At 40.5% G+C, this 24,812-nt stretch carries 26 protein-coding genes and 1 other RNA gene; 26 read left to right on the forward strand and 1 reads right to left on the reverse strand.

Going from position 1 to position 24,812, the window contains the following annotated elements; translation table 11 throughout:
* The 25 genes from cydC (at window position 1) to ACJYYY_RS00240 (ending at window position 23,010) form a co-directional block, all read left to right on the forward strand.
* Window positions 1-1,752, forward strand: coding sequence for a thiol reductant ABC exporter subunit CydC (gene cydC / locus ACJYYY_RS00120; RefSeq protein ID WP_035315438.1), 1,752 nt, complete (start codon window positions 1-3; stop codon window positions 1,750-1,752).
* Between the two features lie 57 nt (window positions 1,753-1,809).
* Window positions 1,810-2,074, forward strand: an RNA gene (ffs, locus tag ACJYYY_RS00125) — signal recognition particle sRNA large type.
* Window positions 2,075-2,319: 245 nt separating this feature from the next.
* Window positions 2,320-4,068 (forward strand): DNA polymerase III subunit gamma/tau, encoded by a 1,749-nt coding sequence (dnaX, locus tag ACJYYY_RS00130; RefSeq protein ID WP_035315439.1) that lies wholly within the window; start codon window positions 2,320-2,322, stop codon window positions 4,066-4,068.
* Window positions 4,069-4,084: 16 nt separating this feature from the next.
* The gene (locus tag ACJYYY_RS00135) at window positions 4,085-4,405 is read left to right on the forward strand and encodes a YbaB/EbfC family nucleoid-associated protein (protein WP_408868971.1); all 321 of its coding nucleotides are present in this window, start codon (window positions 4,085-4,087) and stop codon (window positions 4,403-4,405) included.
* A 113-nt stretch (window positions 4,406-4,518) separates the two neighbouring features.
* Window positions 4,519-5,115 (forward strand): recombination mediator RecR, encoded by a 597-nt coding sequence (recR, locus tag ACJYYY_RS00140; RefSeq protein ID WP_035315440.1) that lies wholly within the window; start codon window positions 4,519-4,521, stop codon window positions 5,113-5,115.
* Window positions 5,116-5,136: 21 nt separating this feature from the next.
* The gene (locus ACJYYY_RS00145) at window positions 5,137-5,379 is read left to right on the forward strand and encodes a DUF2508 family protein (RefSeq protein WP_408868972.1); all 243 of its coding nucleotides are present in this window, start codon (window positions 5,137-5,139) and stop codon (window positions 5,377-5,379) included.
* 193 nt (window positions 5,380-5,572) lie between these two features.
* Entirely contained in the window at window positions 5,573-6,223 is a 651-nt protein-coding gene (gene tmk / locus ACJYYY_RS00150) for a dTMP kinase (RefSeq protein ID WP_408868973.1), read from the forward strand.
* 13 nt (window positions 6,224-6,236) lie between these two features.
* A complete protein-coding gene (locus ACJYYY_RS00155) occupies window positions 6,237-6,566 on the forward strand; it encodes a cyclic-di-AMP receptor (RefSeq protein WP_035315444.1) in 330 nt (109 codons plus the stop codon).
* 63 nt (window positions 6,567-6,629) lie between these two features.
* The gene (locus ACJYYY_RS00160; protein WP_035315446.1) at window positions 6,630-8,105 is read left to right on the forward strand and encodes a peptide MFS transporter; all 1,476 of its coding nucleotides are present in this window, start codon (window positions 6,630-6,632) and stop codon (window positions 8,103-8,105) included.
* A gap of 176 nt (window positions 8,106-8,281) precedes the next feature.
* Complete coding sequence (holB, locus tag ACJYYY_RS00165; protein ID WP_051457041.1) at window positions 8,282-9,292, forward strand: DNA polymerase III subunit delta'; 1,011 nt, start codon at window positions 8,282-8,284, stop codon at window positions 9,290-9,292.
* Window positions 9,293-10,108, forward strand: a complete 816-nt coding sequence (locus ACJYYY_RS00170) for a stage 0 sporulation family protein (protein ID WP_035315447.1) — start codon at window positions 9,293-9,295, stop codon at window positions 10,106-10,108.
* A 17-nt stretch (window positions 10,109-10,125) separates the two neighbouring features.
* Window positions 10,126-10,491, forward strand: a complete 366-nt coding sequence (gene yabA, locus ACJYYY_RS00175; protein WP_035315449.1) for a DNA replication initiation control protein YabA — start codon at window positions 10,126-10,128, stop codon at window positions 10,489-10,491.
* 66 nt (window positions 10,492-10,557) lie between these two features.
* Entirely contained in the window at window positions 10,558-11,304 is a 747-nt protein-coding gene (locus ACJYYY_RS00180; protein WP_035315450.1) for a tRNA1(Val) (adenine(37)-N6)-methyltransferase, read from the forward strand.
* On the forward strand, window positions 11,291-11,560 hold the full coding sequence (locus ACJYYY_RS00185; RefSeq protein ID WP_408868974.1) for a GIY-YIG nuclease family protein: 270 nt from the start codon (window positions 11,291-11,293) through the stop codon (window positions 11,558-11,560). Before ACJYYY_RS00180 ends, ACJYYY_RS00185 begins: the two co-directional genes overlap by 14 nt.
* A gap of 1 nt (window position 11,561) precedes the next feature.
* A complete protein-coding gene (gene rsmI / locus ACJYYY_RS00190) occupies window positions 11,562-12,440 on the forward strand; it encodes a 16S rRNA (cytidine(1402)-2'-O)-methyltransferase (RefSeq protein ID WP_408868975.1) in 879 nt (292 codons plus the stop codon).
* 79 nt (window positions 12,441-12,519) lie between these two features.
* Window positions 12,520-14,523 carry a methionine--tRNA ligase gene (metG, locus tag ACJYYY_RS00195; protein ID WP_035315452.1) on the forward strand — a complete coding sequence of 668 codons (2,004 nt, stop codon included), beginning with the start codon at window positions 12,520-12,522 and terminating at the stop codon, window positions 14,521-14,523.
* Between the two features lie 59 nt (window positions 14,524-14,582).
* Entirely contained in the window at window positions 14,583-15,356 is a 774-nt protein-coding gene (locus ACJYYY_RS00200) for a TatD family hydrolase (protein ID WP_035315454.1), read from the forward strand.
* Window positions 15,357-15,711: 355 nt separating this feature from the next.
* Window positions 15,712-16,704 carry a 3D domain-containing protein gene (locus ACJYYY_RS00205; RefSeq protein ID WP_408868976.1) on the forward strand — a complete coding sequence of 331 codons (993 nt, stop codon included), beginning with the start codon at window positions 15,712-15,714 and terminating at the stop codon, window positions 16,702-16,704.
* Window positions 16,705-16,811: 107 nt separating this feature from the next.
* The gene (gene rnmV / locus ACJYYY_RS00210; RefSeq protein WP_035315455.1) at window positions 16,812-17,375 is read left to right on the forward strand and encodes a ribonuclease M5; all 564 of its coding nucleotides are present in this window, start codon (window positions 16,812-16,814) and stop codon (window positions 17,373-17,375) included.
* On the forward strand, window positions 17,372-18,259 hold the full coding sequence (rsmA, locus tag ACJYYY_RS00215) for a 16S rRNA (adenine(1518)-N(6)/adenine(1519)-N(6))-dimethyltransferase RsmA (protein ID WP_035315457.1): 888 nt from the start codon (window positions 17,372-17,374) through the stop codon (window positions 18,257-18,259). The genes rnmV and rsmA overlap by 4 nt, the downstream gene beginning before the upstream one ends.
* Before the next feature lie 326 nt (window positions 18,260-18,585).
* The gene (gene veg, locus ACJYYY_RS00220) at window positions 18,586-18,840 is read left to right on the forward strand and encodes a biofilm formation stimulator Veg (RefSeq protein WP_408868977.1); all 255 of its coding nucleotides are present in this window, start codon (window positions 18,586-18,588) and stop codon (window positions 18,838-18,840) included.
* A 377-nt stretch (window positions 18,841-19,217) separates the two neighbouring features.
* The gene (gene purR / locus ACJYYY_RS00225; RefSeq protein ID WP_035315459.1) at window positions 19,218-20,036 is read left to right on the forward strand and encodes a pur operon repressor; all 819 of its coding nucleotides are present in this window, start codon (window positions 19,218-19,220) and stop codon (window positions 20,034-20,036) included.
* Between the two features lie 130 nt (window positions 20,037-20,166).
* Window positions 20,167-20,481 carry a septation regulator SpoVG gene (gene spoVG / locus ACJYYY_RS00230; protein WP_035315461.1) on the forward strand — a complete coding sequence of 105 codons (315 nt, stop codon included), beginning with the start codon at window positions 20,167-20,169 and terminating at the stop codon, window positions 20,479-20,481.
* A 180-nt stretch (window positions 20,482-20,661) separates the two neighbouring features.
* Complete coding sequence (gene glmU / locus ACJYYY_RS00235) at window positions 20,662-22,038, forward strand: bifunctional UDP-N-acetylglucosamine diphosphorylase/glucosamine-1-phosphate N-acetyltransferase GlmU (RefSeq protein ID WP_035315462.1); 1,377 nt, start codon at window positions 20,662-20,664, stop codon at window positions 22,036-22,038.
* Window positions 22,039-22,053: 15 nt separating this feature from the next.
* A complete protein-coding gene (locus ACJYYY_RS00240; protein WP_408868978.1) occupies window positions 22,054-23,010 on the forward strand; it encodes a ribose-phosphate diphosphokinase in 957 nt (318 codons plus the stop codon).
* Window positions 23,011-23,057: 47 nt separating this feature from the next.
* Here ACJYYY_RS00240 and ACJYYY_RS00245 read toward each other — a convergent pair whose 3' ends face one another.
* The gene (locus tag ACJYYY_RS00245; protein ID WP_035315464.1) at window positions 23,058-23,999 is read right to left on the reverse strand and encodes an L-lactate dehydrogenase; all 942 of its coding nucleotides are present in this window, start codon (window positions 23,997-23,999) and stop codon (window positions 23,058-23,060) included.
* Window positions 24,000-24,181: 182 nt separating this feature from the next.
* Between ACJYYY_RS00245 and ACJYYY_RS00250 the strand changes: the two genes are divergently transcribed.
* Window positions 24,182-24,802 (forward strand): 50S ribosomal protein L25/general stress protein Ctc, encoded by a 621-nt coding sequence (locus tag ACJYYY_RS00250; protein WP_035315466.1) that lies wholly within the window; start codon window positions 24,182-24,184, stop codon window positions 24,800-24,802.
* Window positions 24,803-24,812 lie beyond the last annotated feature (10 nt).

The raw sequence follows: 24,812 nt of genomic DNA on the forward strand, positions 1-24,812 counted from the left end.
ATGTTACAAGATTCGTGGATTCGACCTTATATGAGAAAATATCGCGGCTTATTTATTGGTGTGGTCGCCATCGGGACCTTGACCTTTTTATTATCGGGTGCGCTCATGTACGTGTCAGGTTATTTAATTACAAAATCAGCCACGCAACCAGAGTCGATTTTAATGGTCTATGTGCCAACTGTCGCAGTACGTGCATTTGGGATTGGTCGTTCAGTTTCGCGTTACCTTGAACGTTTAACAAGCCATAATTTAATTTTAAAAATATTAGCAGAAATGCGTAGTCGCCTGTATCGGGTGTTAGAACCGCAAGCGTTATTTATCCGGAAACGATTTAAAACAGGTGACATGCTCGGTGCCTTATCGAATGACATTGAACATTTGCAAGATTACTACTTGAAAACATTTTTCCCTGCAGTAGTCTCGTTAATTATGTACGCGATTATTATTTTGCTAATCGGTGCGTGGTCTGTGCCATTTGCCCTGTTACTAGGCTGTGTGTTAGCGCTGTTGATGTTTGTTGGGCCGCTCATCTCATTGTTATATGTCGGTGCTAAAAATGAACAGTTGAAAGCCGGTCGGGGACAATTATATACGACCTTCGCCGATGCGATTTTAGGGATGGGTGATTGGCTATTCAGTGGGCAATCACAGCGTTTTATCACGCAGTATGAAGGATCCGAACAAGCGCTCTTAGTGATTGAAAATAAAAAGAACCGTTTCATCGCCTACCGTGATTTCTGCAGTCAATTGATATTGGCAGTGGGTGTAGTGTTAATTATTTGGTGGTCAAATGCACAGGTCGGTGCGGGTGTCTTTTCACCGACATTGGTCGCAGCATTTGCCCTCGCCTTATTATCATTAGGTGAGGTCTTTTTACCAGTTGCAGGCGCAGTGAGTGAAAAAGCAACCTATGTAGAATCCCTCAAACGACTGCATCAATTGGAAGATAACCAACTGCCATCATGGGAAGAAGAAGGCGTAGCGGTCGAGCAGAACTTAACCTTGCCACGTGAGGCAACGCTCGTTGTTGAAAACGTCAATTTCACGTATCCCAACAGTACGGAACAAATTATCGCTGACTTGAATCTCTCTTTTGGACCCGGAACAAAAACGGCCATTATTGGTCGATCAGGAACGGGGAAGTCCACTTTGTTACAACTGCTACAAGGCGCATTAGAACCGACCAGTGGTTTGGTGAGCTATGGTGATACAGCTGTCTCGCAGTGGGGTGTTAATATTGCCGAGGTGATGGGTGTCTTGAATCAAAAAGCCTATTTATTTGATACGACCTTAGCCAATAATTTACGGATGGGTAACCAACAGGCAACCGATGCGGAATTAACAGCGGTGGTGCAACAAGTCGGTCTTACATCCTTAGTTGAGCGCTTACCTGCAGGTTTTAAAACACAGATGCGAGAAGCAGGTGAACGTTTTTCTGGTGGTGAACGTCAACGCATTGCGTTGGCCCGTATTTTATTACAAAAAACACCGGTTGTTGTTTTAGATGAACCAACCGTGGGTCTCGATCCGATTACAGAGCAACAATTGTTGGCAACGATGTTTGAGACGTTACAGGATAAAACAGTTATTTGGGTGACGCATCATTTAATCGGTGTCGAACAGATGGATAAAGTTCTCTTTTTAGAAAAGGGAAAAGTTGAAATGTCTGGTACACATGTTGAGTTATTAGCCAGCAATGTTCGATACCAACGTCTTTATCAGCTCGATCGGCCACAAATAGCGAGTAGCTAAGCTGTTAGTTATAGTTAACACTTGCGCTTTTTGGAAAAAATAGGTAAAATATACTTATCGTGCTAGATGGGATGGTAGCGGCGTCCTGTAACTCGCAATCCGCTTAGCGAGATTGAATTCCTCTGAGGAGGGCGATAATAGGGATGGCAGCCAGAAGTAAGTGATGTTGAGGTTTGGGTCCTGCGCAATGAATCTTCATGAACTATGTCAGGTCCGGAAGGAAGCAGCATTAAGTGAATCAATTCATGTGCCGTGGGGTTGCCTGGGCGGAGTTAACTGCTTGTGTAACGCATTTTTATTACGTTCGAACAGAGGTGCACGACTTAAATTAAAGTTGATGAACCACCCATAAAGGAACACTCTAAGGCATAGCCGAAGTCACTGTAATAGAATTCGACTTTGGCTCCAATCTGGGACGCTATCATTCGATAGCGTCCTTTTTGCTGTTTTAAGGCTGAGGAGTACGTTGGTTAATTTTAGGTGTGTTGGTTGTTACGATAGTGGCGAAAAATGCGTCTAATGATGTATAATAGAAGGTATGAAGTAAACAAAAGGGAGTTCTGGATTATGAGCTATCGTGCCATGTATCGTGTGTGGCGTTCGCAAACCTTTGCAGACGTTGTAGGTCAACAACACATTACACAGACGTTACAAAATGCTATTTCGCAAAATAAGACATCACATGCCTATCTTTTTTCGGGGCCACGAGGAACAGGTAAGACAAGTGTTGCTAAAATATTTGCAAAAGCAATTAACTGTGAACATAAGAATGACGAGATGGAACCATGTAACACGTGTGACGTGTGTCAGTCAATTACAAACGGCACGTTAGATGACGTACTGGAAATTGATGCAGCTTCAAACAACGGCGTCGATGAGATACGTGACATTCGTGATAAGGTTAAATATGCACCGACACGTGCAGCCTTTAAAATTTATATTATCGATGAAGTCCATATGCTCTCAACCGGAGCTTTTAACGCCTTACTGAAGACGTTAGAAGAACCGCCGGCGAATGTTATTTTCATTTTAGCGACAACTGAGCCACATAAATTGCCATTGACGATTATTTCGCGCTGTCAACGGTTTGATTTCAAACGAATTACAACCGCGGATATTGTCGGTCGGATGCAATTTATTTTAGAGGCAGAAAAAATCAACTACGAAGCCGAGGCGCTCCAAGTTGTGGGCCGTGCCGCTGAAGGCGGGATGCGAGATGCCTTAAGTTTATTAGATCAAACAATTGCTTATAATCCAGCAGAAGTGTTGGTAGAAAACGCCTTGATGATTACCGGTGCCTCTTCGCAACAACTGTTGACCGAGATGGTTGGATTAGTCACTGCTGGTGATGCCCAAGGGGCAGTGGCGACTTTGATTAAACTTTTAAACGAAGGCAAAGATGCAACGCGGATTGTTGAAGATTTATTGTTGTATTACCGTGATGTGATGCTGTATCAACAAGCACCGAGCTACACCGAGTCGTTTCAACGCGTTACCTTGGATGATGCATTCATTGAAGTGAGTTCACGGATAGATACAAACTTAATCTATCGTTACGTTGCGCAATTAAATGAGGCACAACAACAAATGCGCTTTTCAAATCATCCGCAAATTTATTTAGAAGTGACACTTGTAAACATGTCGCAAGCAGCAACAATTAAACCGGCTGTTGTAAGTCAAGACCAGCAGCAGGCGCCTGATAACGAGGCGATGGCAGACCTACAACAACAAATTAAAGCGATGCAGCAACAACTTGCCGATTTAAACGCTGGCAATGGCCAAATAAAACCGGCTGACAAAGCGGTTCGTTCAACGGCACGTTCGAGTCATTCATCTGGTCGCAGAGCGAAGATTGAAACAAATGCGATTAATACTGTATTGGATAATGCCACTAGTGAGCAATTAATCTTGATAAGACAAAATTGGTCGGATATACTTAATATGTTGATGAAATCGCAGGCGGCATTATTAGCCGAGGCAGAGCCAGTGGCCGCATCAGAACAAGCGATGGTTATCAAGTTTAAGTATGATATTCATTGCCAAATGGCAATGGGGAACGCCACCTTTGTTGAAGATATGAAGGCACATGTGTTGCGTTTAACAAACAAAACGTTAAACGTGATAGGGGTACCTGAAGACGGTTGGAATGCGTTACGAACTAGTTTTATTGCAAAACGTCAGGTGAATGAAGAACCAAGTAACACAGCAACAGCATCACAGGGAGAACCTGTCGAACAACCAAGTTCAACTAATCCAGCTATTGCCGCAGCCGTGGCTTTGTTTGGGAAAGAACTTGTTGAAATAAAAGCAGATTAATAAGGAGGCGCTCACGATGCGTGGAATGGGAAATATGCAAGGTATGATGAAAAAAATGCAAAAAATGCAAAAAGAAATGGCAGAGGCTCAGGCAGAATTAGAAGTAACTTTATTTGAAGGTACTGCTGGTGGTGGCGTAGTTAAGGTCACTGTAACAGGTGCTAAAATGGTAACAAACGTCGAGTTAGCTGAAGATGTTGTAGATCCAGAAGACATTGAAATGTTACAAGATTTAATTTTAACAGCAACAAATGAGGCCATCAAAAAAGTCGAAGAACAAACGGCTAAAACGATGGGCAAATACACAAGTGGTATGAATATTCCTGGCCTAATGTAATAAACATCAAGCCGACTGTTTTACAACCGAGAATAAGTACACACCTTTTGTTCAGTAGGGCAAAAGGTGTGTTTTTAATTACTACTAAATGATAAAAAAAGGACTGACAAACGATGCATTACCCAGAACCAATCACCAAATTGATGGATAGTTTTTCTAAATTACCAGGAATCGGGCCAAAAACAGCTGCTCGTTTAGCATTTTTTGTATTAGATATGAAAGAGGACGATGTGCTCGATTTTGCACAAGCCTTAATTAAGGCGAAACGTGACCTCGGTTTTTGTTCGATTTGTGGGCATATTACCGATACAGACCCCTGTTACATTTGTGATGATAAAAACCGTGATCGTAGTTTGATTTGTGTTGTTGAGACACCCCAAGATGTGATTGCGATGGAAAAAATGCGGGACTTTGGTGGGCTTTATCACGTTTTACACGGCACGATTAGCCCGATGGATGGTATTGGACCTGAAGATATTAATGTCCCGCAGCTGCTTAAACGTTTGCAAGATGAAGCAGTAACGGAAGTGATTTTAGCAATGAACCCTAATGTCGAAGGTGAAGCAACTTCGATGTATATTTCGCGTCTTATTAAACCGTCGGGTATTAAGGTAACGCGGATTGCCCATGGCTTACCAATGGGTGGCGATTTAGAATATGCTGATGAGGTAACGTTATCAAAAGCGATGGAAGGTCGTCGTGAACTATAACAACTGTAAAGGAGCACACGCATGGTAAAGACAAAAACAAAAAAACGTAAAATGCACCGTGAAAGTGATGAATTACTTTTAGCGTTATCTAAGCGAACGTACGATAACTGGAAGCAAACAGAACAATTACAACGGTTAAGTGATGAAGGAAATGATCTTCTGCTTTTGAATGAACTACGAGCGAAAGCGGCGTATTATTTTGTGCTGCGGGAGATTAGAAACGAACGATTAGTGAGTAATCCAAAGTACATGTATCGTTATTAAAAAAAAAAAAAGGCAGTGAAATGGCAGTTTAACGCGTTAAATTGTCGTTGTATACGAAATAATCAGAAAAAAATGTGAAATCTATGCTGATTTGCGATATAATAACTAAATATAATATTTAAAGTTTGTTTTTTTTAAGTGTTATAGAAGCGATGATAAGCGGATTTACAGAAAGATAAATGGGGTACTCATTATGACAAAAGGTTTTTTTATGACATTAGAAGGACCAGAGGGATCTGGAAAAACAACTGTTGCTCAACAACTCATGGCGAAATTAGCTGAACGACTGGAAACAGAACTTGTGCTAACGCGTGAACCGGGTGGTATCGAAATTTCTGAAAAAATTCGTGATGTCATATTGGATGTTTCACACACGATGATGGATGCTAAAACCGAAGCGTTGTTATATACGGCTTCACGGCGTCAACATCTTGTTGAAAAAGTACTACCTGCTTTAGCTGCAAATAAGATTGTCATTTGCGATCGCTTTGTTGATAGTTCTTTGGCGTATCAAGGTTATGGAAGAAAGATTGGAATCGATAGTGTTTGGGAAATGAACCAGTTTGCCATTGCAGATGTAATGCCGCAAATTACCTTTTATCTCGATGTACCGATTGAAGTCGGTTTCGAACGAATCTTTGCTAATAAAGAGCGTGAAGTCAATCGCTTGGATTTGGAAAAAAAAGAATTTCATCAAACGGTGGTAGAAGGCTATCGAGCAGTTATCTCTCGTTTTCCGGAACGAATTGTTGTTATTAATGCCAACCAACCCGTAGAAGAAGTAACCGAGGCGATTCTGAACGTGCTTAGTGAGCGTTTTCCTAATCAATTCGGCAATTTGTGAGGAGGAATTTACAATGAAATTAATTTTAGCGATTGTCCAAGATCAGGATAGCGGCAAACTACAAACAAAGTTAATGAAAGCTAAATTTCGTACGACAAAACTTGCAACAACAGGTGGCTTTTTAAAAGCTGGTAATACAACGTTTATTATTGGGACAGAAGATGAAAAAGTCGATGATGTATTAGCGATTATTAAAGATAATTGCCAGGCTCGTGAACAAGCGGTATCGCCGGTTGCTTCATTGAGTGTGACAGTCGACACTTATGTCCCGTATCCAGTCGAAGTACAGGTCGGAGGCGCAACAGTGTTTGTCCTACCTGTCGATGATTTTTATCGTTTCTAAGACACGAACACACTTTAGTAAAGGTTATAAAATTAGTTTATTACGAGAGGAATGTTTTACACAATGTCAGCAAGTCAAAAAGCAACAGACAAAGGTTTCTTTGGACATCCTAAAGGACTGTCTACATTATTCTTTACCGAATTATGGGAGCGTTTTTCATACTACGGTATGCGTGCTATTTTAATTTTCTACATGTACTATTCAGTGGCAAATGGCGGTTTGGATTTAGATAAATCGACTTCGATTGCTCTTATGTCAATTTATGGTTCACTTATTTATATGACAGGTGTCCTTGGTGGTTGGTTAGCTGACCGGGTCTTTGGTACCCGTAAAGCAGTTTTCCTTGGTGGGGTTCTCATCATGGTTGGACACATTGTTTTATCACTACCAAACTCAGGCATTACCGGTTTATTCTCAGCGATGGTATTATTAGCAGTTGGTACTGGTTTACTGAAACCGAACGTTTCATCGATGATTGGCGATTTATACGATCCTAAAGATGTTCGTCGTGCTGGTGGATTCAGTATTTTCTACATGGGAATAAACCTTGGTGGTTTCTTAGCCCCTTATGTAACAGGTTCATTTATGGATAACTTCCATTTAGGTTTCCTTGTGGCAGCGGTCGGAATGGCGCTTGGTTTAGCGTTTTTCTTAATCACTCAAAATAAATTTTTAGGTGATGCAGGTAAAACGGTCACAAACCCAATTGCGAAAGAAGAACGAGGTCGTGTTGCGATCTTATTCAGCTCAATTGCAGTTGGTCTACTTATTATTGCTTGTGTAGCGTATGCGTTCGATGTATTAACGATTAAATATGTCATCAACTTTATTAGTTGCGTTGCCATTATTTTACCCATCGTTTACTTTATCGTTATGTTACGCAGCAAGAAAACAGATAGCGATGAAAAATCACGCTTATTAGCTTACATTCCATTATTCATTACCGCCGTAATGTTTTGGATGATTCAAGAACAGGGTTCTAGTGTCTTGGCAGTATTTGCGAGTGATCGTGTCACCGGTTCGTTTTTTGGATGGACGATTTCACCAGCTTTCTACCAATCATTTAACCCGTTATTCGTTATTTTCTTATCACCAGTATTTGCGATGATTTGGACTAAATTAGGCGATCGTCAACCGTCGACCCCGCGTAAATTTGCGCTTGGGTTATTCTTTGCCGGTCTCTCATTCTTAATTATGATGTTACCAGGTATTTTAGGCGGAACAGAAATGCATTCTGCCAGTCCGATTTGGTTAGTATTAAGCTTCTTGCTTGTTACAATCGGTGAGCTTTGCTTATCTCCTGTTGGTTTAGGTGTTACAACACAGCTTGCACCACGGGCCTTTGCCGCTCAAACAATGGGTGTTTGGTTCTTATCAAACTCAATGGCACAAGGGATTAACGCGCAAATTGGTCAAGTGTTCAGCGCGGATATTGAAATTCAATACTTTGGTATTTTAGGTACAATTGCAGTAGTGATTGGGATTATCTTATTCATCATCACTCCAAAATTACTTAAATTAATGAAGGGTATTAAATAAATACTTGTTTAAAAGACACAGCGATCTTAGCGAGGCTAAGGACGACTGTGTCTTTTTTTAGGATTTGTTCAACCTCCCATCGATAAATCAAGCGGTCTGCAATCTAAAGAGTGCGAAACAGTCTTTTAAGATGTATAATAAAAGGAGACGGTTTTCAATAAAAGGAGAAGTTGCGAGTGAACATTCAAACTGAATATGTAACAAAACAACCGGTTGTAATGCGGATTCTGAGTCAAAGTATGGCAGAAAATCGCCTTGGACATGCTTATATTTTTGAAGGACCACGCGGAATCGGTAAACGTGACGTTGCACTTTGGTTAACGAAGGCTCAATTTTGTTTACAAGCAACGTCCGATCAAGCGGTATGTGATGCCTGTATGAATTGTCGACGTATTGCTGAGCGCAATCATCCAGATGTACATTTTGTCGCACCTGAGGGAGCATCAATCAAAACACATCAAATTAAAGAACTTAAACAGACCTTTGTTAAACGAGGGATGGAGTCCGATAAAAAAATCATTATCATCGATGAAGCTGAGAAAATGACAGCGAAATCCGCGAATAGTCTCTTGAAGTTTATTGAAGAGCCAGACGCTGACGTCTTGATTTTATTTTTGACGACAGCTGTACAACGGTTATTGCCGACGATTCAATCACGTTGCCAGTTGTTGAAGTTTCAACCATTGGCGACGAGCGTATTAGTAAAAGAGCTGGAAGCAAACGGTGTGTCTGAAGCTCGTGGCCGTGTGGTGGCGCATTTAACACAAAGCGTTACCGAGGCCGTAGCGATGGCCACGGACGAATGGTTTGCAGAGGCACGTAAACACGTCGTTCAATTGTATGGTTATTTACGCATGGCAGATCCAATGGCCTTTATTTTTATCCAAACCGATTGGATGTCGCATTTTAAAGAAAAACAACAGGTGCAAACAGGGCTCGATTTATTATTAGCTCTGTATGAAGATAAATTACACGTACAATTAATGAGTGAACAGCCACTTATTTGTATGCAACAAGCGAAAATGATTCAACAAGATGCCTTACAGGGTAAAGTAACAAACACAACGAATGAAATCACCCATATATTAACTGCAAAAAAACGATTAGAGGCGAATGTTGGAGCACAATTAACGATGGAAGAACTGGTGCTCACCTTTATCGCTCAATCGGACCAAGGAGGTAACTAGATGATAGAAGTTGTAGGGATTCGCTTTAAACCAGTTGGTAAAATTCATTATTTTGCACCATTACGCAAACCATTGCAACAAGGTGATGCTGTAATTGTCGAAAATGGACATGGCTTGGAATTTGGAAAAGTTGTGTATGCTAATCGTGTAATTGATGAAGAAGATGTCGTGTTACCACTTCAAAAAATTATACGTAAAGCGACCGCAACAGACATGACAAAGGTAATTGAAAATGAAAAACGAGAAATAGAAGCTGTAACGGTAGCAAAAGAACGCATAAAAAAACGGAAACTAGACATGCAATTGGTTGATGTCGAAATTGCGTTTGATCGTCACCGGATGATTTTTTATTTTACGGCAGAAGGGCGGATTGATTTTCGTCAGTTAGTCAAAGATCTCGCAGCTGTTTTTCGTACGCGGATTGAGTTGCGACAAATCGGTGTACGTGATGAAGCCAAGCTCTTAGGTGGAATTGGTCCCTGTGGTCGCATGCTCTGTTGTTCAACATTCTTAGGTGATTTTGAACCGGTATCGATTAAGATGGCGAAGGATCAAAACCTCTCGTTGAACCCGACTAAAATATCGGGTTTATGTGGGCGACTGATGTGTTGCTTGAAATACGAGAATGATACATATGAAGAAGCGAAAAAAGCGATGCCAGATGTGGGACGTAAGCTTGTTACGACCGCTGGTAATGGACGCGTCATTGGTCTGAATATGTTAGCGCGAGTCGTTCAGGTGAAACTGGAAGACAACGCTGGAGTAGTTGAGTATACTTTGGATGAATTGCTTGAAATGAACAGCATAAAAGGTTAGCAAAGGGCGGATGTAGTATGGATAAAAAAGCGTTTTTTGATTCTGTTACACATATGGAAGAACAAATTAGTGACCTCTATGGTCAGTTAACGAGTTTGAAAGATAATTTGCAACTTGTGTTAGAAGAAAATAATCGTCTCGCAATTGAAAATACGCATTTACGTGAAGCGATGGCTGAACAACAAGCAGCTAAAGCAGAACAGGCGTTGGTATCGCCACAAGGTAATCATCCTGAGGTCGACCAGTCGGCTGGCCATGATAACTTGATGCAGCTGTACAAAGAAGGTTTCCATATTTGCAATGTGCATTTTGGTAGTCCGCGTATTAATGGTGAAGATTGTTTGTTCTGTCTTGGTTTTTTAAATCAACAAAATAATAAATAAAATGAGTCGCCTCTAAATGGAGACTCTTTTTTTTGCACGGATCGTTAAACGAACCGGAAAGGAGCCATTGTGAAGATTGAATTAAAAGCCGACGAACGGCTCGACCATTTGTTAGCGCAACAGTTACGGATTGTTCAAAGTCCGAGTGTCTTTTCTTTTTCATTAGATGCAGTCCTACTCGCTAACTTTTGTCGAATCCCGTATCGCAAAGGTAAAATTATGGACCTTTGTAGTGGTAATGGTGTGATTCCATTACTGCTCAGTTCCAAAACGGAGTCACTGATTGATGCGTTAGAAATCCAACCGCGTTTGGCGGAGATGGCGACGCGTTCAATCGCCTACAACGACTTAGCACAGCAAATTACGATGTACGAAGGCGATTTAAAGGAGGCTTCGGGTCGATTCGAAAAGGAAACGTATGCTTACGTAACGGTTAATCCCCCCTATTTTTCGACACCGCCAGCAGGTGAAAAAAATAAAAACGAGCATTATACGATTGCGCGTCATGAAGTGCTCTGTACGTTAGAGGATGTCGTGAAAACCGCGAGTGAATTAACGAAGCAAAACGGTAAAGTCGGAATGGTTCATCGTCCGGAACGTTTGCTTGAAATTATTGACTTGATGAGACGTTATCGTTTAGAACCAAAACGAATCCAATGGGTACATCCAACACAAATGAAGCCAGCCAATACGATTTTGATTGAAGCGATTAAAGATGGCAAACCAGGTGTCGTTTATGAACCGCCGATTTTTGTTCATGAGGATGGTGGCTATACGGCTCAAATTCGCGGGTGGTTATATGGCGAAGACTAACCATTATTTTTATGTGTTACGCTGTGCCGATAACACCTTTTATGGCGGCTATACGGTCGACATTGAACGGCGTGAAAGCGAGCATAATGACGGCATCGGTTGTAAATATACCTTTACCCGTCGTCCAGTGACGTTGATTCATTACGAGGTGTTTGAGACCCGTTCGTTGGCAATGAAGGCAGAGTACGCCTTCAAGCACCAATCACGCGCGGCTAAAGAGCGTTACCTAAGCGAACAGTCATTAAAGGAGGAATAACATGCACTCACAACAGAGTTTTCAAGCATCCGACAAGGGGAAGTTGTACCTTGTACCAACACCAATCGGTAATCTCGAAGACATGACATTTCGAGCGATTAAGATTTTAAAAGAAGTCGATGCGATTGCGGCTGAAGATACCCGCAACACAATTAAGTTGCTGAACCACTTTGAAATAAAAACACCAATGATTAGTTATCACGAACATAATAAACATACCCGTGGTGAGGAGTTAATTGATCGCTTGCTAAAAGGTGAGAACATCGCGCAGGTAAGTGATGCAGGGATGCCGTCTATTTCGGATCCAGGTCATGAGCTCGTTCAAGCAGCGATTGCGGTCGGTATTACGGTTGTGCCATTACCAGGGGCGAATGCGGCCTTAACAGCCCTCATTTCATCGGGGATTGCACCGCAACCCTTTTTGTTTTATGGCTTTATTTCACGATCAAAAAAAGAGCGAATACGCGAAATTGAACAATTGGCGAAAAAACCAGAAACATTGCTATTTTATGAGTCGCCACATCGGTTAAAAGAGACGTTGAACGCCTTACTTAAAGGGATGGGTGATCGTCAAATCACGCTCTGTCGCGAATTGACGAAACGTTATGAAGAATTTATCCGTGGAACCATCAGCGAACTGATTAACTGGGCTCAGGCAACTGAAATCCGTGGCGAGTTTGTCATCGTTGTTGCAGGGAATGATGCAATCGTTGATGAGGATGTCATCTCGTACGATCATTTAACCTTAAAAGAGCATGTTGAAGAATTGATGGTAACAGATAATTTATCAGCCAAAGAAGCGATTAAAGCAGTCGCTGTTTTACGAGGCACTGTGAAACGTGACGTCTATGCGCAGTATCACCAACTAGATGAAAAATAATCAAGGATTAAGCGCTCATTCATAAGGTGAGATGCTATAATGTTATCAATAGTACGATTTACTAAGAGGAGGGCTTCATTTGCCAATCGAAAAGAAACCATTTTATTTAACAACACCGATTTATTACCCAAGCGGTCGCCTACACATCGGCCACGCCTACACAACTGTCGCAGGAGATGCGATCGCCCGTTATAAACGTTTAAACAACTACGATGTTTTTTATTTAACAGGCGTTGATGAGCATGGTCAAAAGATTCAACAAAAGGCAGCAGAGCTGAATATTACACCGCAGGCTTACGTTGATACAATGGCTGAAGGCATTCAAAAACTATGGAAGAAACTTGATATCTCGAATGATGATTTTATTCGTACAACCGAAGAACGTCATACGAAGACAGTTGCTGCTATTTTTGAACGTCTCTTAAAACAAGGCGATATTTATTTGGATCAGTACGAAGGGTGGTACAGTATTTCAGATGAAACCTTCTATACCGAAACACAGTTAGACGATATTGTCCGCGATGAAAACGGTCAAATCATTTCAGCGAAAAGTCCTGACAGTGGTCATCCAGTTGAACTTGTGAAAGAGGAATCGTATTTCTTCCGTGTGAGTCAGTATGCGGAACGTCTCTTACAATATTACGATGAAAACCCTGCCTTTATTCAACCAGAATCACGTAAAAATGAAATGGTGAATAACTTTATTAAGCCAGGGTTAGAAGATTTAGCTGTTTCACGGACGACGTTTGACTGGGGGATTAAAGTGCCAAGTAATCCAAAACATGTCGTTTATGTTTGGATTGATGCGTTGGTCAACTATATTACGGCGCTCGGTTACGATACTGACAACCCAGAAAAATTCAACAAATTTTGGCCAGCTAATGTCCAAATTGTTGGGAAAGAAATCGTTCGTTTTCATACGATTTATTGGCCGATTATTTTAATGGCACTTGATTTACCATTACCGAAGCAAGTATTTGCTCACGGATGGTTGTTGATGAAAGACGGCAAAATGTCTAAATCAAAAGGGAACGTCGTTGATCCAGAAGTATTAATTGATCGTTACGGTCTTGATGCGTTACGTTATTACTTATTGCGTGAAGTGCCATTTGGCTCTGATGGGATTTTTACACCAGAAGACTTTATCGCGCGTTCGAACTTTGATTTATCGAATGACTTAGGCAACTTATTGAATCGTTCAATTTCAATGATCAACAAATACTTCGATGGTGAAATCCCAGTTTATAAAGCGAATGTTACGGCTTTTGACGAGTCATTAGTACAGTACAAAGAGGCGATGGTCCTCAAGTTTGACCAAGCGATGGACAACTTCCAGTTCTCAGTCGCTCTCAGCGAGCTCTGGGGCTTTGTGAGCCGTACTAATAAGTATATTGATGAAACAGCACCGTGGGCGTTAGCACGCGATGAATCGAAACGTGATGAGCTTGCGAGTGTGATGTCTCATTTAGCGGAAGCATTGCGTATTACAGCAGTGATGTTACAACCGTTCTTGACCGAAGCGCCGATTAAGATGTTTGAACAATTAGGTTTAGCGAAAGATGGGTTAGCTGAATGGTCGAGTGTTGCAACATTTGCGGCAATTCCAGCAGGTACACACGTAATCGCAAAGGCTGTGCCAATGTTCCCTCGTCTTGATACTGACGAAGAAGTCGCGTTTATCGCAGCCCAAATGGGTGGTAGTCAACCTGCGAAACAAGTTGAAAAAACAGCAATCGTTGAAACGGTTGAACAATTACCGGAGATTACGATTGATGATTTTCGTAAAATTGAATTACGTGTCGCTGAGGTTATCGCTGTTGAAAAAGTGAAGGGAGCAGACAAATTGCTCTGCTTCCAATTGGATGCTGGCGATGAACGTCATCGTCAAGTTATTTCAGGGATTGCGGAATTTTATGAACCGGCTACGTTGATTGGTAAAAAAGTAACAGTTGTTACGAATTTAAAACCGGTTAAATTACGAGGGAAACTATCAGAAGGGATGATTTTATCAGCTGAACAAGATGGAAAATTATGCTTGATAGAAGCTGATGCATCGTTACCAAATGGAGCGGTTATTAAATAAGTAGATGGAGGTAGGGACAACTGTTCCTGCCTTTTTTCTTAACGAAAGGAAGCATGTAAATGTTATTTGATACACATGTCCACATTAATGATGAGGCATATAATGAAGATCTTGAACAAGTGCTAGAAAATGCCAAGGCGCACGATGTGCAGTTTATGGCGGTGGTTGGTTTTAATGAAGTAACGATTAAGCGTGCTCTTGAATTGGCCGACAAATATGAGTTCGTATACCTTGTGCTCGGCTGGCATCCATGCGACGCTAATGATTTTACAGCAGAACATTTAGCGTGGTTACGAACGTTATGCGCCCATCCAAAGATGGTAGCGCTCGGTGAAATGGGACTGGATTATCATTGGGATATCGCGCCAAAAGATGTTCAAAAAGACGTTTTTCGCCAACAAATTCGCCTGGCTCATGAAATGAAGCTGCCGATTGTTATTCACAATCGTGAGGCGACGGCGGATACATTACAAATTTTACAAGAAGAACAAGCCCAAACAGTCGGTGGCATTATGCATTGCTTCGGTGAAACACAAGCGGTTATGCAACAAGTATTAGCGTTGGATTTCCACATTGGCATTGGTGGAACAGTCACCTTCAAAAATACGTTGCTACCAAAAGAAGCTGCCAAAACGGTGCCACTTAATCGTTTGTTAATCGAAACAGATTGTCCGTATTTAGCACCAACACCATACCGTGGCAAACGGAATGAACCTGCCTATGTGCAACTCGTTGCCAAAGAAATTGCCAAGTTAAGAGAAATGGAATACACGGAAATTGCTAAAAAAACGACAGAAAACGCCTTGTCTTTGTTCAAAATAAATGAGAAATGATGTTTTTTCACAAAGATATTTTAATATTAATCTTTAATTAAAAGGGTTCTTTTTGTTTTTCATCATAGATTGTGAAAAAAGTAATCTATTTGTAACGTTAATAACACATAACCGCTTATTTTAAAGGTTGAAAACAGTCTTTAATGCTATTGTTATAAGGTTTTCGCTCTATTTGATATATTTGCAATGATTTGCAATATAATCGAGAATTCGGAGTGTTTATTGAGAAGTGAATCGTTGTAAACGTTGGTTTGTCGGTCTTTCTTTCGATATGCCCTAGTAGTTGTGAATGTTATTTGCAATTCCCCATTGCTTTCTCATATACTAGTTTGAGTAGAAAGGGGGAGCAAAAAAAATGAAGTTATTCAATAAAATTTTGCCCCACTGGTCAATTAGTGTTGCACTAGTTGCCCTAATGATCGCGAGTTCGAGTATAATTGCCACAACTAACATATCAGCAATCACTGTACAAGCTGCAACTGAGGGTACAACACATCAAGGTATGATGGAAGCTCCTAAAGTAGGCAAATCAGCCATTGTTAATGAAATTGTTAAAGTGGATATCATTGATTCAAAAGGTAGTGTCACAAGTTTGTCAGCCATTAAAGGCATCACATTGGCACAAGCATTTAAAAATGCAAACTTCCAATTACCGCTGTCTGAAGATTTAACTGTCAGCTTGGATACAATCGTAACAGCAGATATGACGGTTATGTTGAAAGCCTACCAAGAAAAGGTTGAAACAAAAAAAATCGGATTTGCAACAATTGAAAAAGAAGACGATACCTTAGCTAAAGGTAAGAAGACAGTTAAGCAACAAGGGCATCAAGGTGAAAAAAAGGTTACGATTGAGCAAACAGTTATTAATGAAAAAATTGTAGCTAGCAACACAGTTACAACTAAAGTAACTAAAAAACCAGTAACCAAAATTGTTTTAGTCGGTACAAAAGAAAAAGTAATCGCTAAAAAGGTTACAGCTGAAAAATCCACTTCGATAACTCAAGCAATTGTCGAAGAAACTGGCGAAACAGATACAATAACTAACGAAACAACGGTAGAACCAGCCACTACAACTACTGGTACTACATTACAAGTTGAAGCGACAGCTTATACTGGCGGAGGTATTACTGCGACAGGGATTCATTTAAATGATAACTCTAAGGTAATTGCGGTTGATCCTTCTGTTATACCTTTAGGCAGCCGCGTAATGATTGATGGCTATGGTGAATACATTGCAGGCGATACTGGTGGTGCGATTCACGGTAACATTGTCGATCTTTATGTAGCGACACAAAGCGAAGCTATTTCATTCGGACGTCGGGCATTAACCATTCATATTATCAAGTAAGTTATTTCAACTGTCTATCTTCCTCGTCTGAACGAGTGAAGGTAGGCAGTTTTTTTTTGTTGTGGTAATATAGGTAAGAGTATTAAATGAAACGAAGGACGGTTTATATGAAAATTAAAGAAGTGATAGTGGTTGAGGGCAAGGATGACACACGAGCGATTCATCGGGCTGTTGAGGCGGATACAATCGAGACGAACGGGTCTGAAATTGCACCAGGCACGTTAGAACGAATAAAAAAAGCGCAAGCAGTTCGGGGGGTAATCGTTTTTACCGACCCTGATTTTCCGGGTAATAAAATTAGACAGACAATCGAAGCCTATGTACCAGGGTGTAAACATGCGTTTATCGAGCGTAACGATGCCCGTTCTAAACGGGTGGGAGCTAGCTTAGGTGTTGAGCATGCGTCGGTGGCTGTGATTAAAGAAGCGTTAGAGCATGTGTATACGTCTGATCCAGACGCATTTAAATCGGAAATAACACAGGCTGAGTTAATGGCGCTGGGCTACTTAGGAGGCACAGGATCGAAACAAAAACGTGCCTTATTGGGAGATGCGTTAAAAATAGGTTATACGAATGGAAAACAGTTGTTGAATCGGCTACGGATGTTCCAGATAACGAGAGAACAGTTTGAAGCTGCTCAAGCAGCAATCGAGAAGGGAAGTAAAAAATGACACGTCAAAATGCAATTTCAACACCATCTAAAACAAAAGAGATCCTCCAAAAATATGATTTTATGTTTAAAAAGAGCTTAGGTCAAAACTTTATTATCGATACGAATATTTTATTGAATATTGTCGAGGCGGCACGCATCGATGAAGAGTCAAATGTTATGGAGGTAGGGCCAGGTATTGGTGCTCTAACCGAACAGTTGGCGAAATATAGTAAACAAGTATTGGCGTTTGAAATTGATCAACGTCTTTTGCCTATTTTAGAAGATACCTTGTCTGATTATGATAATATTCACGTTCATCATGAGGACGTGTTGAAAGCGGATGTGCCAGCCTTACTGGATCAATACCTGCCTGCTGAAGGTGGTGTTCATGTGGTGGCTAATTTACCATACTATGTTACGACACCGATTATTCTAGGATTGTTAAAAGTGCCGCGGATTGAATCGTTCACAATCATGATGCAAAAAGAAGTGGCGGATCGTATTTCGGCAAAACCTGGCACGAAGGCTTACGGTAGTTTATCAATTGCTGTTCAGTACTATATGCAAGCTGAGGTGGCTTTGATTGTACCTAAGACGGTCTTTATGCCTCAACCTAACGTTGAGTCCGCTGTTATTCATTTACGCCGTCATGAACAGCCAGTGGCGCATGTTGAAGATGAAGCCTTTTTCTTCGTTGTGACACGTGCCTCGTTCCAACAACGTCGTAAAACGTTATGGAATAATTTAACAGCGAGCTTCGCAGAATTAAAACCGCAAAAAGAGGCGTTTGCAGATGAATTGTCGGCGTATGATATTTCGTTAACACAACGTGGGGAAACATTATCGATTGTTGACTTTGCTAACTTAGCAAATGTATTATTGAAATATGTGACCCATAAATAAAGAGAATGTCACCTCGAATGAAAGTGAAATCAACTGGTTAGAAATAGAAGCAAACGACATTCCTAATCAAACTGATCATCTCGTAACCAAGGCCGCATTACTATTTTTCGAAAGAAGAAGAAGCATGATTCGTCTTTGTCTACAAGCTAGAACCGCCTTTTATAAGGCGGTTCTTCACAATTTAGTCAGTAATTAGCTGAAATAAAAAAAAACTGATTTTTATCCCGAAAAATAATTGACTTGGCGTGTCATCACTGATAAAATGGTTAGTTACTTGCTTTTTTTGTTTGGTTATGGTATCATTAAGTATAGTGAGGTGGATGCGCATGTCAAAAACACTGGCAACTATCAAAAATAAACTTGATAGTCATTTAGGTGATCGTTTAATGTTAAAGGCAAATGGTGGTCGAAAAAAAATTGTAGAGCGTAGTGGTATTTTATCCGAAACGTATCCGTCAGTTTTTGTGGTTGAATTAGATCAAGACGAAAACAATTTCGAACGTGTATCATACAGTTATGCAGATGTATTAACAGATGCTGTGGAAATTGTGTTTGATGTAGAAAAAGCAATCGAGGCTTAATTTATAATTAACAAAAATGAGTTATTTTTCATGTGGCGAACACTTAGTTTGCCTTTTTTTATGTCCAATTATAAAAAAACGCTCACAGAACGTTTAATCGCGAAAGAACTTGATAGCGTTATCGATTAAGTGGTACTATAAAAAACAAAGCTTAAACGATGACAGTGCTGACGAGGATTGTTAAAAATAAAAAGAAAGCACAACGGCTCTATAATAGTGTCAAAGGCTTTTATAAAAAGGTATATCTCGTTCAATTTATTCATCATTAAAAAAACAAGCGCACGCTCGTTTTTTCTACTATAATAAGAGATAACCGAATAAAAAAAGAAAACACGACATGATTGTTTGTGTTTAATAGAAAAGTGGGGGGTAAAACAGTGAAAGTAAGAAGAAGTGAACGATTAATTGATATGACGCAACATCTTTTAGCTCATCCAAGAACACTCATTTCACTCAGTTTTTTTGCTAATCGTTATGAATCAGCTAAATCTTCAATTAGTGAAGATTTAATGATTATCAAAAAAACGTTTGAGAATAGAGGGATTGGAACGTTAGAAACATTGCCTGGAGCAGCTGGCGGTGTACGATATTTATCTAAAATGAGCCGAGAAAACGCAGATGCTTTCGTGGGGGAATTATGTACACGGATTGCGGACAAAGAACGCCTATTACCAGGAGGGTATTTGTTTTTGTCTGATATTTTAGGGGAACCGGAAACGTTACATACCATTGGTAAAATCTTTGCTTCGAAATTTGTGAATACTAAAATCGATATTATTATGACTGTGGCGACGAAAGGAATTCCGATTGCACAAGCTGTGGCGAGTGAATTGAATGTGCCGTTTGTGATTGTGCGTCGTGATAATAAAGTGACTGAAGGCTCGACAGTAAGTATAAATTACGTCTCAGGGTCATCGTCACGGATTGAGAAAATGGCGTTGTCTAAGCGTAGTTTACCTGTTGGTTCAAATGTTCTTGTCGTCGATGATTTTATGAAAGCCGGCGGAACGGTTAACGGCATGAAGAGTTTGTTAGAGGAATTTGATGCTAAGTTAGCGGGTATCGGTGTTTTGGTAGAAGATGAGAATGTCGGTGAGAAATTAGTCGATGACTATGTTTCGATAGTACGTGTCCAAAATGTAGATATTCGTCAGCAATCAATTGAAGTCGAAAAGGGAAATGTTTTTAACGACTGAGGAATCTAATAATGGTTCTTATACAAACACGTTTGAACTGATAGGATGATGGGTAAGTATAAATAATGAAACCTCTGATTTTTCACACACCAGAGTGGTTCATCCATCATGAATAAAGGACGTGTTGAATATGCAAGTGACAGATGTGAGGTTACGTAAGGTAGAAACTGATGGTCGGATGAAAGCAATTGCATCAATAACCTTTGATGGTGAATTTGTGGTGCACGATATCCGTATTATCGACGGGAATGATGATCTGTTCGTTGCAATGCCGAGTAAGCGTGGCGCTGATGGCGAATTTAGAGATATTGCTCACCCAATTAACTCCGATACACGTGCTAAAATTCAAGCGGCGGTTCTGGCGGCTTATCATGCAACCGACGAGACGGATGTGAAGGCAGAAAAGCCAGTAGAGGATAGTGTTGATACGGATGCAGAAAGTTAAATATCTGCGAAATAGAAGGGCAGATTGAAGTGGGACGTTGAGTTAGATGAACGTTAGACTTTAATCTGTTTTTTTATAATTAATTGATTATGACTATTTCCTTGAAAAAAGTGTTGATTTACGCTATCATATTGATGTATATGACCTTTTTTTAAAGTAAGCGTGAGGAGGAGTCAAAGCATGGAAAATCACTATGCGATTGTACTTGCGGCAGGTCAGGGCACACGTATGAAATCAAAATTATACAAAGTATTGCACCCTGTTTGTGGTAAGCCGATGGTTGAACATGTCGTTGAACAAGTAAAGGCACTTGATTTTGGTGAAATAGTTACAGTGGTTGGCCATGGTGCCGAAACGGTTGAATCTCATCTCAATGGTAAGAGTCTATTTGTGAAACAAGAAGAACAATTAGGAACAGCGCATGCTGTTATGCAAGCTGCCCCTCTCTTAGAAGGTAAAGAAGGGATTACGCTTGTTTTATGTGGCGATACGCCGCTCTTAACAAGTGAAACGTTGGCAGAACTCGTTACGTATCATAAAGATAAAAAAGCGATGGCAACAATTTTAACGGCAGAAGCACAAAATCCGATGGGATACGGTCGGATTGTACGTAATGATTTAGGAATTGTCGAAAAAATTGTTGAACAGAAAGATGCCTCTGAAAAAATTCAAACGATTACTGAAATAAACACAGGCACATTTTGTTTTGATAACAAGGCGTTGTTTGCGGCGTTAAATAAAGTAACAAACGAAAATGCGCAAGCAGAATTTTATTTAACCGATGTTATCGGTATTTTACGCGAACAAAATGATGTTGTAGCAGCTTACCGGATGCATGATTTTTCAGAATCACTTGGAGTTAACGATCGTGTAGCCTTAGCACAAGCACAGCAGTTGATGAAACAACGTATTAATGAAACGCATATGCGTCAAGGTGTTACGATTGTCGATCCTTTGAATACATATATCGAAAGCGATGTTATTATTGCAGCTGATACGGTGATTGAACCGGGTGTACGTTTAAAAGGTAACACAATAATCGGCTCTGATTGTATTATTTCAGGGGATACCGAAATTGTTGATTCAACAATTGGGAATAAAGTGACGGTACGTTCATCGGCGATTGAAGAAAGCAACATTTCAGACGGTGTACAAGTTGGTCCATATGCTCATATTCGTCCGAATTCTAACATCGCCTCACAGGTTAAAATCGGTAACTTTGTCGAGGTTAAAAATGCAACAATTGATGAAGGGTCTAAAATTCCGCACTTAAGCTATGTTGGTGACGCCACAGTGGGTCACGATGTGAACATTGGTTGTGGGAGTATTACTGTCAACTATGATGGTACGAACAAACACCACACTGCAATTGGTAACAACGTGTTTGTTGGCTGTAATAGTAACCTTGTAGCACCTGTTACGATTGCGAGCAATACATTTATTGCGGCCGGATCGACCATTACAAAAAATGTTCCTGAACATGCGCTTGCAGTTGCACGTGCACGTCAAACAAATAAAGAAGGATACGCTGAAAAATTCGGCTTTTCTAAAAAATAATACGCGGAGGTTCTCATGTCTAAATTGTACGAAGATTCAAAGCTCAAGATTTTCTCATTAAGTTCAAACCCTAAACTAGCAGAAGAAATTGCCAACAAGGTCGGTGTTCCACTCGGTAAATCATCAGTGACACACTTTAGCGATGGTGAAATTCAAATTAGTATTGAAGAAAGTATTCGTGGTTGTCACGTGTACGTTGTTCAGTCAACAAGTGGCCCTGTTAACTCTAATTTAATGGAATTACTAATTATGATTGATGCGCTTAAACGTGCATCAGCTGCAACAATCAATATTGTAATGCCTTATTACGGTTACGCACGTCAAGATCGTAAAGCACGATCACGTGAACCAATCACTGCTAAGCTAGTAGCGGATTTAATTGAAAAAGCCGGTGCAACTCGTGCGATTATGATTGATTTACATGCACCTCAAATCCAAGGATTTTTCGATATGCCAATCGATCATCTGACAGGTGTGCCATTATTAGCAGAACATTTTAAAAACACAGTTGATACGAGCAATGTGGTCGTTGTTTCACCTGATCACGGTGGTGTCACACGTGCGCGTAAAATGGCTGATAAATTAAAAGCACCAATTGCCATTATTGATAAACGTCGTCCGCGTCCGAACGTTGCTGAAGTAATGAACATTGTTGGTAATGTTGAAGGTGCAACTTGTATTTTAGTTGATGACATTATCGATACAGCGGGTACAATTACGTTAGCTGCCCAAGCTTTATTAGACAGTGGTGCGAAAGAAGTTTACGCTTGTTGTACACACCCTGTTTTATCGGGTCCAGCAATTGAACGTATCAGTAACTCAAGTATCAAAACAATGGTTGTTACAAATACAATCGTGTTACCTGAAGAGAAACAATGCGATAAAATCACACAAATTTCAGTTGGTGGACTGTTAGGCGAAGCGATTTTACGTGTGCATGAAAACCGTTCAGTTAGTGGATTGTTCGAATAAATTGTGTTTAAAAGCCCTTACCGATTTTTTAGCGGTAAGGGCTTTTTTTAAACGATTGAATCTTTTAAAATTGCTTTTAAGGTTGCTGCGGAATGTTCCATCTCTTCTTGTTCTTTTCTATTTAAAGGAACTTCTGCTACGAGAGAAATACCGCTACGTCCAATTACGGCAGGGGTGCCGAGGTAAATATCAGAGATGCCATAATGGCTACCATCCATATATGCGCTGACAGGTAAGACCGCATTTTCATTGTTGAAGACGGCACGCGTAATTCGTGCTAAGGCACTAGCGACACCATATGAGGTAGAGCCTTTTTTCGCGATAATCGAGTATGCTGCATCACGAACGGCGATGCGAAATTCTTCTTTCGCTTCATCGGTAAAATCAGGAAGCCATTTTTCAATCGGGAGATTACCGATACGGATGTTTGACCAAGCGATAAAGCCAGTGTCGCCATGTTCACCGAGGACATAGCCGTGAACGCTACCAGCTTCCACATTTATTTTTTCGGCTAAAGTTTGACGAAGACGGGCTGTATCGAGTGATGTGCCAGAGCCAATCACTTGTTCGGAGGGCAATCCGCTCCATTTAAGCGTAGCGTATGTAAGGATATCAACAGGATTGGATGCAATTAAAAAGATACCTTTGAAGCCAGTTGCCATCACTGCATCGACAATCGTTTTTAAAATGGAAAGGTTACGTGACACTAAATCGAGTCGTGTTTCACCGGGCTTTTGAGCAGTACCAGCGGTGATGCAAATAAGATCAGCATCTGCACAGTCAGTGTAGCTTGCAGAATAGATTTTTTTCGGTGGCAGAAAGGGAAGGGCGTGTCTTAAATCTAATGCATCTCCTTCTGTTCGAGCGGTATCGACATCAATGATACCTAATTCATGACCGATTCCTTGGTTAACAAGAGCGAAAGCGTAGGCGGAACCAACGGCTCCATCCCCAATCAAAATAACTTTTTGTTTGTTAGAAACTACCATCCATCATTACCTCCCTTAAAGTAGTGTTACATCTAATAGTATACGGGCAGTTAATTATAAATTGCAATTAAACACAATTGTTCAAGTGTCTTGATTGCTAGAGCTGTTGTGAAAATTGATTAGAATAACAGACAAAGGGTATAGTAAGAGAGAAGTCTAATTAATTATAGGAGGAAACTATTATGACCATTGAATTGAAGACTAAGCCAAGATCTTTAGAGAAACATTCAGACGTAAGACGTGACCGTGAGGCAGGAAATATTCCAGCAGTTGTTTACGGTTACGGTATTAAAAATACCAATGTCAATGTGGATGAGGTCGAATTGATCAAGACGTTGAGAGAAAATGGACGTAATGCGGTTCTGACAATTACGTTAGATAATAAAAAAACAAATGTTGTTTTTCATGACTATCAAAAGCATCCATTGTACGGTAATTTAGTTCATATTGATTTATTAGCCGTTAATATGAAAGAAGAACTTGAAACAGCTGTATCGATTCGACTCGTTGGCGAACCGAAGGCGAAAGCTGGTGTATTAGAACAAGTTCTCTATGAGGTCATTATTTCAGCTACACCGGCCAATGTACCAGAAACATTAGAATTAGATGTTTCGAAATTGGAAATAGGAGACACTTTAACAGTTGCTGATTTAACAGCAGGTAAAGAATATACGATCTTAGCAGATGGTGAAGATGCCGTTGTTAATTTACAAGCACCTCAAGAGCTTGAAGAACCAACTGCTGGTACGGTGGATGTACCTGAACCAGAAGCAATCCATGGTACGGATGAAGAAAAAGTCTAAATCGAAAAAA

This window comes from Brochothrix campestris, from assembly GCF_046058945.1.
Lineage (GTDB): Bacteria > Bacillota > Bacilli > Lactobacillales > Listeriaceae > Brochothrix > Brochothrix campestris.

Bases quoted from the DNA above. Each gene is read 5' to 3' on its own strand.
- cydC (WP_035315438.1), top strand. From the start codon at position 1: ATGTTACAAGATTCGTGGATTCGACCTTATATGAGAAAATATCGCGGC.
- dnaX (WP_035315439.1), top strand. From the start codon at position 2,320: ATGAGCTATCGTGCCATGTATCGTGTGTGGCGTTCGCAAACCTTTGCA.
- ACJYYY_RS00135 (WP_408868971.1), top strand. From the start codon at position 4,085: ATGCGTGGAATGGGAAATATGCAAGGTATGATGAAAAAAATGCAAAAA.
- recR (WP_035315440.1), top strand. From the start codon at position 4,519: ATGCATTACCCAGAACCAATCACCAAATTGATGGATAGTTTTTCTAAA.
- ACJYYY_RS00145 (WP_408868972.1), top strand. From the start codon at position 5,137: ATGGTAAAGACAAAAACAAAAAAACGTAAAATGCACCGTGAAAGTGAT.
- tmk (WP_408868973.1), top strand. From the start codon at position 5,573: ATGACAAAAGGTTTTTTTATGACATTAGAAGGACCAGAGGGATCTGGA.
- ACJYYY_RS00155 (WP_035315444.1), top strand. From the start codon at position 6,237: ATGAAATTAATTTTAGCGATTGTCCAAGATCAGGATAGCGGCAAACTA.
- ACJYYY_RS00160 (WP_035315446.1), top strand. From the start codon at position 6,630: ATGTCAGCAAGTCAAAAAGCAACAGACAAAGGTTTCTTTGGACATCCT.
- ACJYYY_RS00170 (WP_035315447.1), top strand. From the start codon at position 9,293: ATGATAGAAGTTGTAGGGATTCGCTTTAAACCAGTTGGTAAAATTCAT.
- yabA (WP_035315449.1), top strand. From the start codon at position 10,126: ATGGATAAAAAAGCGTTTTTTGATTCTGTTACACATATGGAAGAACAA.
- ACJYYY_RS00185 (WP_408868974.1), top strand. From the start codon at position 11,291: ATGGCGAAGACTAACCATTATTTTTATGTGTTACGCTGTGCCGATAAC.
- rsmI (WP_408868975.1), top strand. From the start codon at position 11,562: ATGCACTCACAACAGAGTTTTCAAGCATCCGACAAGGGGAAGTTGTAC.
- ACJYYY_RS00200 (WP_035315454.1), top strand. From the start codon at position 14,583: ATGTTATTTGATACACATGTCCACATTAATGATGAGGCATATAATGAA.
- ACJYYY_RS00205 (WP_408868976.1), top strand. From the start codon at position 15,712: ATGAAGTTATTCAATAAAATTTTGCCCCACTGGTCAATTAGTGTTGCA.
- rnmV (WP_035315455.1), top strand. From the start codon at position 16,812: ATGAAAATTAAAGAAGTGATAGTGGTTGAGGGCAAGGATGACACACGA.
- rsmA (WP_035315457.1), top strand. From the start codon at position 17,372: ATGACACGTCAAAATGCAATTTCAACACCATCTAAAACAAAAGAGATC.
- veg (WP_408868977.1), top strand. From the start codon at position 18,586: ATGTCAAAAACACTGGCAACTATCAAAAATAAACTTGATAGTCATTTA.
- spoVG (WP_035315461.1), top strand. From the start codon at position 20,167: ATGCAAGTGACAGATGTGAGGTTACGTAAGGTAGAAACTGATGGTCGG.
- glmU (WP_035315462.1), top strand. From the start codon at position 20,662: ATGGAAAATCACTATGCGATTGTACTTGCGGCAGGTCAGGGCACACGT.
- ACJYYY_RS00240 (WP_408868978.1), top strand. From the start codon at position 22,054: ATGTCTAAATTGTACGAAGATTCAAAGCTCAAGATTTTCTCATTAAGT.
- ACJYYY_RS00245 (WP_035315464.1), bottom strand. From the start codon at position 23,999: ATGGTAGTTTCTAACAAACAAAAAGTTATTTTGATTGGGGATGGAGCC.
- ACJYYY_RS00250 (WP_035315466.1), top strand. From the start codon at position 24,182: ATGACCATTGAATTGAAGACTAAGCCAAGATCTTTAGAGAAACATTCA.